This is a genomic window from Streptomyces sindenensis (genome assembly GCF_014649035.1).
Taxonomy (GTDB): Bacteria; Actinomycetota; Actinomycetes; order Streptomycetales; family Streptomycetaceae; genus Streptomyces; species Streptomyces sindenensis.
Window position 1 is genome coordinate 89,356 of the sequence record NZ_BMSG01000030.1, and the last position, 11,047, is coordinate 100,402.

12 protein-coding genes are annotated in these 11,047 nt (G+C 70.1%); 3 read left to right on the forward strand and 9 right to left on the reverse strand.

What is annotated here, in order from left to right; all coding sequences use genetic code 11:
- Positions 1-70: 70 nt before the first annotated feature.
- From IE145_RS26555 to IE145_RS26565, 3 genes are all read right to left on the reverse strand, one after another.
- Entirely contained in the window at positions 71-496 is a 426-nt protein-coding gene (locus IE145_RS26555) for a CBS domain-containing protein (RefSeq protein WP_010057672.1), read from the reverse strand.
- Positions 497-679: 183 nt separating this feature from the next.
- Positions 680-1,420, reverse strand: a complete 741-nt coding sequence (locus tag IE145_RS26560; RefSeq protein ID WP_189527980.1) for a DUF305 domain-containing protein — start codon at positions 1,418-1,420, stop codon at positions 680-682.
- The gene (locus IE145_RS26565; protein WP_189527981.1) at positions 1,417-2,097 is read right to left on the reverse strand and encodes a thioredoxin-like domain-containing protein; all 681 of its coding nucleotides are present in this window, start codon (positions 2,095-2,097) and stop codon (positions 1,417-1,419) included. Before IE145_RS26565 ends, IE145_RS26560 begins: the two co-directional genes overlap by 4 nt.
- 255 nt (positions 2,098-2,352) lie before the next feature.
- Between IE145_RS26565 and glnA2 the strand changes: the two genes are divergently transcribed.
- Together glnA2 and IE145_RS26575 are read left to right on the forward strand one after the other, a co-directional pair.
- A complete protein-coding gene (gene glnA2, locus IE145_RS26570) occupies positions 2,353-3,714 on the forward strand; it encodes a gamma-glutamylpolyamine synthetase GlnA2 (RefSeq protein WP_030080862.1) in 1,362 nt (453 codons plus the stop codon).
- A gap of 534 nt (positions 3,715-4,248) precedes the next feature.
- A complete protein-coding gene (locus IE145_RS26575; RefSeq protein WP_189527991.1) occupies positions 4,249-5,145 on the forward strand; it encodes a MerR family transcriptional regulator in 897 nt (298 codons plus the stop codon).
- A gap of 577 nt (positions 5,146-5,722) precedes the next feature.
- Here IE145_RS26575 and IE145_RS26580 read toward each other — a convergent pair.
- The 3 genes from IE145_RS26580 to IE145_RS26590 form a co-directional block, all read right to left on the reverse strand.
- On the reverse strand, positions 5,723-6,487 hold the full coding sequence (locus IE145_RS26580) for a hypothetical protein (protein ID WP_189527992.1): 765 nt from the start codon (positions 6,485-6,487) through the stop codon (positions 5,723-5,725).
- Between the two features lie 282 nt (positions 6,488-6,769).
- The gene (locus tag IE145_RS26585; protein WP_097882721.1) at positions 6,770-7,066 is read right to left on the reverse strand and encodes a hypothetical protein; all 297 of its coding nucleotides are present in this window, start codon (positions 7,064-7,066) and stop codon (positions 6,770-6,772) included.
- Positions 7,067-7,208: 142 nt separating this feature from the next.
- A complete protein-coding gene (locus IE145_RS26590) occupies positions 7,209-7,547 on the reverse strand; it encodes a hypothetical protein (RefSeq protein WP_189527993.1) in 339 nt (112 codons plus the stop codon).
- Positions 7,548-7,708: 161 nt separating this feature from the next.
- On the opposite strand from IE145_RS26590, the gene IE145_RS26595 reads away from it, so the two are divergent.
- Positions 7,709-8,488 carry a GntR family transcriptional regulator gene (locus IE145_RS26595; protein ID WP_069737962.1) on the forward strand — a complete coding sequence of 260 codons (780 nt, stop codon included), beginning with the start codon at positions 7,709-7,711 and terminating at the stop codon, positions 8,486-8,488.
- 62 nt (positions 8,489-8,550) lie between these two features.
- Here IE145_RS26595 and IE145_RS26600 read toward each other — a convergent pair whose 3' ends face one another.
- The 3 genes from IE145_RS26600 to IE145_RS26610 all read right to left on the reverse strand — a co-directional run.
- On the reverse strand, positions 8,551-9,042 hold the full coding sequence (locus tag IE145_RS26600; protein WP_229825824.1) for a GNAT family N-acetyltransferase: 492 nt from the start codon (positions 9,040-9,042) through the stop codon (positions 8,551-8,553).
- A gap of 58 nt (positions 9,043-9,100) precedes the next feature.
- The gene (locus tag IE145_RS26605; protein ID WP_308427837.1) at positions 9,101-9,829 is read right to left on the reverse strand and encodes a lasso peptide biosynthesis B2 protein; all 729 of its coding nucleotides are present in this window, start codon (positions 9,827-9,829) and stop codon (positions 9,101-9,103) included.
- Positions 9,819-11,047, reverse strand: a 1,229-nt coding sequence (locus IE145_RS26610; RefSeq protein WP_189527982.1) for an albusnodin/ikarugamycin family macrolactam cyclase, incomplete at its 5' end; no start/stop codon positions are given. The genes IE145_RS26610 and IE145_RS26605, both read right to left, overlap by 11 nt.

Here is an 11,047-nt window from a genome sequence, read left to right on the forward strand (position 1 = left end):
CCCTCCGCCGAAGCGGACCGGGGGCGCCGGGCAGCCGTCACGCTCACGATGCGGCCTCTCGGGCGGGCAGTCAGCTGCGGGAGTAGACCTTCTCCGCCCAACCCGCGATCTGCTCCTCGGTGAGGTGCTGTGCGAGGTCGGCCTCGCTGATCATGCCGACCAGCTTCTTGTTCTCGACGACGGGAAGCCGGCGGATGCGGTGGGTCTGCATCTCCTCCAGGACCGCGTCCACATCGGCCTCCGCCTCGATCCACCGGGGCGTGCCCTGCGCGAGATCGCCCGCCGTGACCTTCGATGGGTCGTGCCCCTTGGCCACACAGCCGACGACGATGTCGCGGTCGGTGATGATGCCGACCATCCGGTCCGAGTCGCCGTCGGCGGAGACGGGCAGGGCGCCCACGTTGTGCTCGCGCATCAGCTGCGCCGCACGGTCGAGGGTCTCGTGGGCCGGGATCCAGCGGGCCCCGCTGTGCATGATGTCTTTGGCGGTCGTCATGGGGGATTTCCTCCTGAGTGCCGATGGCACTGCCGTACGGCCCCGAGCGCACCCATCGTCGTCGGCCGGGAGGGCACGCGCGACCGCAATCACCCGTTCGGGTGCGCCGACGCGGGGACGCGAGCTGACGCGCGGCGTCCGGGGCTCAGGACCGGGGCCGGAGCGCAGAACCGGGGCCGGGGCTCAGGACCGGGGCCGGGCCTTCCGCTCGGTGAGCATGTCGCGCATCAGCCCCAGCTCGGACTGCTGCCCCTCGACCATGCCCCGGGCGAGCCGCTGCTCCACCGGGACGGTGCACCGGGAGGCGCAGGCCTCGGCCATGGCGACGCCGCCCTTGTGGTGGTCCGTCATGAGCTGGAGGTAGAAGACCTCGGCTTCCTCGCCGTCGAGGCGCGCGAGCCGCTCCAACTCGGCGCGGGAAGCCATCCCGGCCATGAGCACGCCGTCGCCGTCGCCGTCACCGTCCGGATGATGCCCGCCGTGGGCGTGCCGGCCCCCGCCGCTGCCGCCCATCCACGCCATCGGGGGTTCGTCGCCGCCCGCGATCTTGGGCAGCCCCCACAGGTCGAGCCAGCCGAGAAGCATGCCGCGCTGGTTGGCCTGGGTGTTGGCGATGTCGTACGCGAGACGGCGTACGTCCTCGTCCTTCGTACGGTCGCGGACGATGAACGACATCTCGACGGCCTGCTGATGGTGGACGGCCATATCCCGGGCGAACCCGGCGTCGGCGGAGTCCGGGGCGGGTGCACCGGCCGCGCGGGGCGCCGGGCCGTCCTCACGGGCGGAGGCGACGGCGGCGGCCCCGGCGAAGAGCAGGGCAAGGGCCACGGCGGCCCCGGCCGCCCACCGGACGCGCGCGGTCTTCCGCCGTTCGGCACCGACCGCCGGGTCAGCCGCTTCTGCCGCGTCAGCCGTGTCCGTCACCGCGGTGCCGCTTCCAGACCGCCGGTGCAGGGAGCGCCGGGCTCGGGCGTCTGGGCGCCCTGGACGTACTGGGCGAGGAACTGGTCCACCCGCCGGTCGTCGGCGGAGTCCACGGTGACCTGCTTGCCCCAGGCGCTGAGCGTGATCGCGCCTTCCTGGCCGGTGTACGGGCTCATCAGGGTGAACGGGGTCTTCCTGACGCGCTGCGCGAGCGCGGCCACGTCGCTGTCGGCGGCCTTGTCGTTGTACGTGACCCAGACCGCACCGTGCTCCAGGGAGTGGACGGTGTTGACGTCGGGGAGGGCCTCTTCGTATACGTCGCCGTCGCAGTTCATCCAGGACGGGTTGTGGTCGCCGCCGACCGGAGGCTTCATCGGATAGCCGACGTCGCCCGCCACGTGGTTACGGGTCAGCTTCGCCGCGTCCCAGGACTTCAGCCCCTCGATGGCCCCGCCCTTGGCGTCGCCGTGCCCGTCCGGGTGCTTGCCGTCGTGGGCTGCCGAGGCGTTGTCGGACTTCTCGTCGGCCGCGGAGTTCTCCAGCAGCATGAACGAGCCGAACGCGACGAGACCGGCCACGACGGCGGCGCTCAGCCCTATGGCGACGGCCCGGTTGCGGGTGGAGCGCGCGCGAGGGTCGGGGGCCTGGGGCTGGGGGTACCGGGGGTCGAAACTCATGTCGTGTGAGTCCTTCTGCGAAGGGGCCGGGTGGCGGGGAGCGGTCCGTGGACCGGGATGCGCGGAGGGGCGGGAAGCCGCAGCGGGAGCGGGCCCCGGGGCCGTCCGCCGCTCGGTCGCCGATCGTAGTGGGTGGCCGAGTGCTCTCTCTCACACCCTGTGCGTAATCTGGGGGAAATCCCGGGTCGCGATACTGAAGTGTCCCCCTACCCCGGGCGGTGGTGCACGGACCGTCTGAACTGCAAGGATGTGGCAATGGACAAGCAGCAGGAATTCGTCCTCAGGACCCTTGAGGAGCGCGACATCCGCTTCGTGCGGCTGTGGTTCACCGACGTCCTCGGGTTCCTCAAGTCCGTCGCCGTCGCCCCGGCCGAGCTGGAGCAGGCCTTCGACGAGGGCATCGGCTTCGACGGCTCGGCGATCGAGGGCTTCGCACGGGTCTACGAGTCGGACATGATCGCCAAGCCCGACCCGGGCACCTTCCAGATCCTGCCCTGGCGTGCGGAGGCTCCCGGCACGGCGCGGATGTTCTGCGACATCCTGATGCCGGACGGCTCGCCGTCCTTCGCGGACCCGCGCTACGTCCTGAAGCGGATCCTGGCCAAGACGTCCGACCTGGGCTTCACCTTCTACACGCACCCCGAGATCGAGTTCTTCCTGCTGAAGAACAAGCCGGTCGACGGCACCCGCCCGACGCCGGCGGACAGCTCGGGCTACTTCGACCACACGCCGCAGAACGTCGGCATGGACTTCCGGCGCCAGGCGATCACGATGCTCGAATCGATGGGCATCTCGGTGGAGTTCAGCCACCACGAGGGCGCCCCGGGCCAGCAGGAGATCGACCTCCGCTACGCGGACGCGCTGTCGACGGCGGACAACATCATGACGTTCCGCCTGGTGATGAAGCAGGTGGCGCTGGAGCAGGGCGTGCAGGCGACGTTCATGCCGAAGCCGTTCTCGGAGTACCCGGGCTCGGGCATGCACACCCACCTCTCCCTCTTCGAGGGCGACCGCAACGCGTTCTACGAGTCGGGCGCGGAGTACCAGCTCTCCAAGGTGGGCCGCTCGTTCATCGCGGGCCTCCTGAAGCACGCGGCGGAGATCTCGGCCGTCACCAACCAGTGGGTCAACTCCTACAAGCGCATCTGGGGCGGCTCCTCCCGCGCGGCCGGCGCGGGCGGCGAGGCCCCCTCGTACATCTGCTGGGGCCACAACAACCGCTCCGCCCTCATCCGCGTCCCGATGTACAAGCCCGGCAAGACCGGTTCGGCCCGCGTCGAGGTCCGCTCCATCGACTCCGGCGCCAACCCGTACCTCACGTACGCGGTCCTGCTCGCCGCAGGCCTCAAGGGCATCGAGGAGGGCTACGAACTCCCGGCCGGCGCCGACGACGACGTCTGGGCCCTCTCCGACGCGGAGCGCCGCGCGATGGGCATCGAACCGCTCCCGCAGAACCTGGGCGAGGCGATCTCGCTGATGGAGAAGAGCGAGCTGGTCGCCGAGACCCTGGGCGAGCACGTCTTCGACTTCTTCCTCCGCAACAAGAAGCAGGAGTGGGAGGAGTACCGCAGCGAGGTCACGGCCTTCGAGCTGAAGAACCTGCTGCCGGTGCTGTAGCGGTGGTTCGGACGGCTGCGGTCGTCGAGGTGTGACCCCGGGGCCGGAGGCCATGAGCCTCCGGCCCCGGGGGCGTCCCGGTGGGTGCCGGGCCGGGTCTTCGGGCGCCGTGGGATCGCCGAGGGGGCCGGCTGCTCGCCCCGGAGGTTCGGAATCCTGTTGATGAGAGCCCCCACTCCATGAAGCGCGTGTCCTCGGGTCCACGACGGCGAGCCCGCGCACAGTCCTCTCCAGCGCTGTCCACTTGGACCTGAATCGACCGACGATTTCTCCGGACACCCTGGGCTGGTCGGAAGAAGGGGCTTCATGGACGAGAAGCTCATCCGGAATGGCCGTAGAGGTTTCCGTTTTCCAGGTAGTTGGCGATGCCCGAGGACCGCGCCGGCGGCGGGCGCAGCTGTGGGACAGTCCGTTCGGGTTGGCAGTTCGTTCAGGATTGACGGCCATGCCCTCCAGGGAAAGGCTTGCACCTTCCGCAGCGGCATGTGGTCCGGTGGGCGTACGCCCCGATCCCGTGAGAGAAGGTCTCCTCCCATGCCCGCGTCTTTCATGCCACCCCGTCAGGTCAGGATCGGCGACGCGGCGGCCTTTGTCGGCTGCACGCCACGGGCGATTCGCCACTACCATGCGATCGGCCTGCTTCCCGAGCCCGAGCGGGGTGGCGATGACCGTCGTCGCTACGGGTACGAGGACATGATCCGGCTGCTGTGGATCCGCAGGATGGCCGAGGCCGGGATCGCGCTGGAGGACGTTCGCGACGCTTTCACCACCGGCCGGGATTCCGCCGGTGCGGACGGCGGAGACGGTGTCGAGTCCATGTTGGAGCGTGTGGAGGAATCCCTCGCCGCTCAAGAGGCGGAACTGCGGCGGCAACGGGCCGCTGTGCAGCGGATGAGGGTCGAAGGCAGCCGGATGGGTCTGCTTTCCGACCTCGTCACCGAACGCCTCAAGGACCTGCCCGAACACTCCCTGCGCCAGGCGGACCTGGACACGCTCCTGGTCACCGAGCGGATCTTCGGCCCACTCGGAGCAGCCGTGCAGGCCACGCGGTTCGTCGCCCTGGCCATGCATCCCGCTCTGCGGGAGGAATCCGACCGCATCGACGACGCCGAGGAGGCGCTCGACGACAGCATCGCCGTCGACGACCCCCGAGTGGCCCGAGTGGCCGCCGAACGGCACGCCTTCGAAACCGCGCTGCACGCCGTCATCGAGGAGTCCGGCCTCGAGAAGGACGACGATGTGCTTCTCGACGCCTGGGACGCTGCGCACCCTGAGCCCGGCGATGACGAGGAGAACGGTTCGGGCTCCAACTCCGACAGGGTCATGAGCGTGCTCGAAGCCACCGGCAAAATGCCCTACGACTTCTCCCCGGCCCGCCTGCGCTGTATGGAGCTGGCCGAGGAACTTTCCGCCAAGAATGCTCAGCTGTAGGGGACGTGGGAGGAGGCGAACCGTCCGTAGTGATGGCTATTCCTGCACTGCTCGCGTACGTGTGGCTTCAGCGGGGGCCAATGACGACCGCATGGCCGTCATGAGCTTCTGGCGGGCTTCCCGGAAGGTGCGCCGTGCCTGCGTGCACTCCGGGGTCGTCCCGCAGGTGTCCCGCGACCACCGCGTCCCGGTACAGAAGCAGGCGGTCCGTGCGCAGCGTCTCTCTGTCCCGCTCGCGCGTGTCCCGTCGCCAACTCACCCGGTCCGTGACGAGCGTGCTGCCGACGCCGATGGCCGCCCCCCACCACTGTGGCGGCCAACGCTGTCCATTCCGTGGGCTGGAGAGTGGAAGCCTCCCCAGTCCGTCGGCCAGGGGGCGTGCTGTCCCTCCCGGGTCGCGGAGCTGGGATGAGGGGGGTGGGAATCCACGGCCTGCAACATAGTCCCGAGGTGGCTCCCGGGGACCTTTGTGCCCACCCCCCTTGACCGCGTACCTCGAAGGTCTGACCGGTCTCCAGCCACCGCACAATCTAGCGGGCGGCACTGACAACGGGCGACGTCCGGAGGGACCGTCGGTTCAGTACCGGTGCCCCGGCCAGTGCGGGTCCTCCCACCGGGCCGGGCCGGAGAGTCCGATCAGCCGGATGCGGTGGAGCAGAGTTCCGCAGCCCTCCCGGGTGCGCAGCCGGGTCGGCGCGTGGCGGACGAGCCAGGTGGTCAGCTCGCCGCGGAGGCCGCTCTCGTCCTCGTCGTCCCACGCGTCCCAGGGCAGTTGGTCGCCCAGCAGGCCGTACTCCCACGCGGCGACAGCCTCGGCCAGGTGCCGGTCGGGCACCTCGTCGTCGAGCGACTCCCAGACGGCGAGCCAGGGGACCGTCGTGGACGAGGCCTCGGCACACAGGGCGAACAGTTCGTGGACGGGAACGGCTGGCGCCGGGTCCAAGAGGCTGTGGGCCCACCAGGCGTGCAGGAACTCGCGGACCGCGGAGCTCTGCCGCGTGGGCCACAGCTGCCAGTGTCCTCGGGCGAACGAACGGCCGACCTCGTACATACCGAACATGGGCTCCACCTCGCCGCCCACCAACACCCCGGCGAACTGGGGCAGGATCCGGCGCAGCACGGCCCCGTGGTCGGCCCAGTCCGGGGCGTCCCAGGTGCGGCGGAGGAGGTCTGGAGCGAGGGGCACATCCGGGGTCTTCAGCAGCGCCAGCTCCGCAGAGCTGCCCCAGTGGCAGTCGCACTGGACCTCGTCGGCGCGCGCGGTCATTCCGCCGAAGGCATCGGCCAGCCCGTCCAGGGCGAGGTCCAGCCGGAGTTGGGTGGGGGTGGTGTCGGGGTGCATGGTGATCGGCACAGCCTCGGGGAACTCCAGGAGGCTTTCGCCTGCCGAAGATGGTCACCTTACTCATTCGGAGCGACGTTGTCGCCGGGGCCGATGGATACGACGACATCGTCGAGGGGCCCCGCAGATCGGCCACGACGCGCCGATAGATCGTGCGGTCATCGCGGATCACCACGCGGCGACTGTTGCCACCTGGTGACCCCGGCGGAGCCCCGCCCGCACCCCGCGCTCCTCGGCGGCTGGTCCGAGCGCGGGGCGCCGGCAGGGCGGGAGCGCCGGGTCCTACACCGGTGGCGTTCCCGGCGGTGACGGGGCCGGGGGAGGGTTGGGCAGCGGCGGGCCCGGGTTGGGCGGGAGCTTCGGGGGGCCGCTGCCGTGGCGGCCGTCGTTCAGGAGCTTGCGGGGCGTCAGCCCGTAGATGCCGAACGGCGGGAAGAGGTCGACGCGGCGCGGGTAGTCGCCCTCCGCGCACTCCTCGCAGAGCAGGTCGCGGCCCGCCGGGGTCTGCCGGGCGGCGGTGACCGGGGCGTTCCAGCACGCCTCGCAGTCGAGGACGTCCGTCGGGGAGAGGGTGATCATCCGGGCCTCCCGGGGTGAGCCGGTAACGCCGGGTGGGTGCTGCGCATCAGGTGCCTCCGTCGCTGGTGGGAGTGGTGGGAGTGGTGGGTGCAATGGGTGTGGTGGGGCTGATGCGGCCGGGGACGCTCGTCGCCGTCGGCCCTCACCGGCGGGTCTCCCGCCAGACGCGGACGAGCTTGGCCGCGTCGGGGCAGATCGCCCCGGTCCGGCAGGCGGTGCAGGTCGTCGTGTGGCCGAGCAGGGCGCGGTAGGCCGTGTCGGGGGTCTCGGTCGTGGTCACGTTCGCCTCTCTGCTGATCTCGGCCCAGACGTACTCGGCGGCGCGGGTACGCGTGTGCCCGTAGCGGTCCGCCGTGGCCAGGGCGGCGAGGACGGCCGTATGCGCGGTCGCGCTCAATTCGGCGGGGAGATCGGCCTCGACGCGGAAAGCGTGCGGGTCGGCGGCGACGCGCGGTTCGGTGCCCGTGGCGGCGCCGAGCATGCCGGTCAGCGCCGCGACCCGCGCTTGTGCAGAGCGCACACTTCTCCCCTGGTGAACCGAGCGTCACTCCATGTAATGCTGAATATTCAGCTTCAACCTGATGGGTTAGCTTTGTCAACCAGCGACGCCCATATCGACGCCGAACCCACGGAGCTGCTCAAATGCCACGTGATACGCCGTACTTGCAGGTGGCGGACAAGTTGCGGGCTCGCATCCGAGCCGGTGAATGGGCCGTCGGCGACAAGCTGCCGTCCCGGGCGCGGTTCGCCGAGGAGTACGGCGTCGGTCAGTCCGTGGCGCAGCGGGCCATGGAGCGTCTGATCATCGAGGGCATCCTCGAAGGCCGCGCCGGCTCCGGTACGTATGTCCGCCGGGCCCGCGAGCGTCGGCGCATGATCCGCTCACGCCACCGCGAGCAGCGGAACAAGAGTCCGTTCGCCTCGGACATGGCCGAGCTCGACCACGAGGCGGACTGGGAGTGCACCAGCACGGCCCGGGTCCCCGCTCCCGAGGACATCGCGGAGCGCCTGGCGATCGAGCCCGGCGACCTCTGCGTCGTGACGGACTACGAGTTCCTCGCCGACGGCATGCCCGTACAACTCGCCAAGAGCTGGGAGCCGATGGCCATCACGGGTGGGACGCCGGTCCTGCTCCCGGAGATGGGGCCGCACGGCAAGATGGGCGTCGTGCGGCGCATGCGCTCCATCGGCGTGGACATCGCCACCGGCATCGAACTGCCCCGCCCGGCCCGCGCGACGCGTGAACAGGCCAACCTGCTCGGGATCTCCATCGGCGACCTGGTCATCGAGATCGAGCGCACCTACTTCGACCGCGAGGGCCGCCCCGTGGAGACGGCGGACGTCGTCGTGCCGGACATCCGCTGGGAGATCGCCTACGAGATCCGCATCGACCAGCCGGACTCCGACCAGCCGGATTCCTGAGACGAGTGCCGAGGTGGCCGCGTCCCGCCGCGCCGGTCCCCTCGGCACCCGCCCTCGGCGGGTCAGGCCGTGATGACCGACGGGCCCGTGAACTCCGAGGCCAACGCGTCCATCAGGATCTCGTCGCAGACCGTGCCGAGCCAGTAGCCCGCCTCCCGGAGGGCCCCCGCGGCGCGGAAACCGGCCTTCTCGTAGGAGCGCACCGCAGCCTTGTTGGGCGCGAGCACCTTGAGCCAGACCATCCGCAGGTTCGTGACGTGGAACGCGTAGTCCAGCACCAGCCGAGTGGCGCTCGTGCCCAGTCCACGCCCCCGCGCTTCCGGGGCGAGCATCACGACGTACTCCGCCGTGCGCACCGACGAATCGGGCAGCAGCGTGGCCACGCCCGCAGGGACCGGCGTGCCCGTCGCCAGGTCGTACACCGTGAAACGGATGTTGTCTCCGCGCAGTTGGTGGGCGATGCCCTCCGTGCGGGCCTCCAGGGACACCGGCTGCTGGCGGCCGTAGCCGACCAGGAGCGCCGGGTCCTGTTCCCAGCGCCAGTACATCTCCACCAGGTCCGCCCGGTAGGGGCCGAGAGCGCAGGTGTCGGTGCCGATCCAGAGGACGGGGTCAGGGGTGGTGCTGATGGCGGGCTCCGATGGTCAGGGCCGGGGTGTACGCGCGAGTCGAGGGCGGCTCGGCGACCGGGTCGCCGTCCACAGTCTGTACCCAAGCGTGCAGGCGGACAGGGTCTGCGGCGATTCCGTGACACCAGACCACGGAAAGCCGCCGGGCCGCGAGCAGGAACGTGGCAGCGGCTGATTCTTCCAGGCAGGCAGTTCGTACGGGGGCGTGCCACGCGGTGCGGCGAACTGCGAGGACAACTTCCGATGCCTCTGCGGGCGAAGCCGGTCGGCCAGCCGTGGAAGTGGACGCCCAAAGAGCCCTGACGAGCCGGTTCATTGCCCGCTTCCTCCTGCCGGTACGCGTGATGCTCCACGTCGTGGCGAGCGCGACCGCCGCCGTCGCGCTGAAGGGGCCGGTCACCTGCGTGAGCCCGGCAGGATGCTCCGCGCCGCCCCAGCTCGCCGCAGGAGTCGGGGCCGGGAGCGGAGCGTCCCATGGTGTGGGCATCTGCGTGGGGCGCAGGGCCCCTGTGCGAATCAGATGGCCCGCAAGTGGCTGCGGCATCGTGGTCAACCGGCCGGATCGGGCCGCGTCCTGCCAGTGGGCCGCAGCTTGGGGCAACAGGCACTGCACATGGCCGTTCCGGTAGTCGATGAGGACCAGGACGTGGGGGAAGGCGACGGCACGGACATGCCGCGCGGCTTGGGCGAACGGAGTGACGTCAGTCATCATTCGGCCCCAACGGTGAGACGGTCCAGGCAGGCTCAGGTTCTCGCGCGTGCGCCGCCAGCCAGGCTTCGGATCCGAGGGCCTGCTCGAGAGCAGCCAGGGACATGGGCACGCCTGCGGCAGCTTGCCCCAGGCACTGAACCAGGCGTGTGGCATCAATCAGCCCCATTTCTGCCAAGCGGCCGTGTGCCAGTCCCAACAGTTCGGACATGTTCGCCCGAAGGCCTGCGTAGTGGTCGGCCTCGAAGCTGCCTTTCGTCTGCCGGCTCGCGACGGCATGAGGCAGGAGACCAGCCATCGCACTACTCAGAAGCGGTTTGTAGGAGTGGAGCGACGGACGTCGATCAAGGGGCGTCCTGAGCACGGCGTCCACGACCAACGGGTCGAGAAAAGGGTTGTTGAGATCGATTCCCCAGGCCGCAGCCAGCTCGGCGTCCGCGACAGCAGTGCGCGCGACTTCACGGACCTCGTCCACCAGGGTGCGTACCGAAGCGTCGAGACCGGGCAACTGATCCGGGGCCGAGCCGGCCCGATGTGCACTGGTGCTCAGCAGTGCAGGCGCGCGCGCACCAGCCCACGAGGGGCAGGGCAGCATGGGAAACCAGCAGACTCTTCCATGGTCGCTGTGTCGTCTGCCGCCGACAGAGCCGATGAGCTCGGCCAGGGCTCTGGTTCGGGACGTCCGCGATACGAGGATCGCGTCGCGGAGGAAGGGCAGAGGAGACGCGCGGCGCAGCCTGGCCCAGCCGAAGCCCTCGTTCACGGCGCGCCGGATGCGGCCGTGGCGAACGAGGTCGGCCAGATGGACCGGGGGCTGGAAGAGCAGGCTGTCGCCACCGTCGCCCGTCATGTGGGTGCGGGTTCCGAACTCCTCCCGCAGCCAGCGGAACTGTCCCGTGAGCCGAGCTTGTGTGATCGTTGAAGGGGCCGGTTCGTCGGTCGCCGGGACGGTCGACATCCCGGTGTACGGGAGGTGCTTCGCCGACAGGGCCAGAAGGCGGTGGTTGATCCGTCCTGAGTGCGCAGCGGCTGCCTGCCGCGCGTACCCGAGGTCCGCGCCCCCTGTATCGCCCTCCGGGTGGATGGTGATGGCGTTGAGTCGAGTGCCGTACGGCAGGGCGACAGTTGCGAGCGCTGCGATCGAGGTGGAGTCGAGTCCGCCTGAGAAAGTGTTGGGTAACTGATCAACTGCTGCTTGTAGTCGACGGCGGTGATCTTCGT

Coding starts and splice junctions, on each gene's coding strand:
- IE145_RS26555 (WP_010057672.1), bottom strand. CDS start 496: ATGACGACCGCCAAAGACATCATGCACAGCGGGGCCCGCTGGATCCCG.
- IE145_RS26590 (WP_189527993.1), bottom strand. CDS start 7,547: ATGCTCGGCGCCGCCACGGGCACCGAACCGCGCGTCGCCGCCGACCCG.
- IE145_RS26565 (WP_189527981.1), bottom strand. CDS start 2,097: ATGAGTTTCGACCCCCGGTACCCCCAGCCCCAGGCCCCCGACCCTCGC.
- IE145_RS26605 (WP_308427837.1), bottom strand. CDS start 9,829: ATGATGACTGACGTCACTCCGTTCGCCCAAGCCGCGCGGCATGTCCGT.
- IE145_RS26585 (WP_097882721.1), bottom strand. CDS start 7,066: ATGATCACCCTCTCCCCGACGGACGTCCTCGACTGCGAGGCGTGCTGG.
- IE145_RS26575 (WP_189527991.1), top strand. CDS start 4,249: ATGCCCGCGTCTTTCATGCCACCCCGTCAGGTCAGGATCGGCGACGCG.
- IE145_RS26580 (WP_189527992.1), bottom strand. CDS start 6,487: ATGCACCCCGACACCACCCCCACCCAACTCCGGCTGGACCTCGCCCTG.
- glnA2 (WP_030080862.1), top strand. CDS start 2,353: ATGGACAAGCAGCAGGAATTCGTCCTCAGGACCCTTGAGGAGCGCGAC.
- IE145_RS26595 (WP_069737962.1), top strand. CDS start 7,709: ATGCCACGTGATACGCCGTACTTGCAGGTGGCGGACAAGTTGCGGGCT.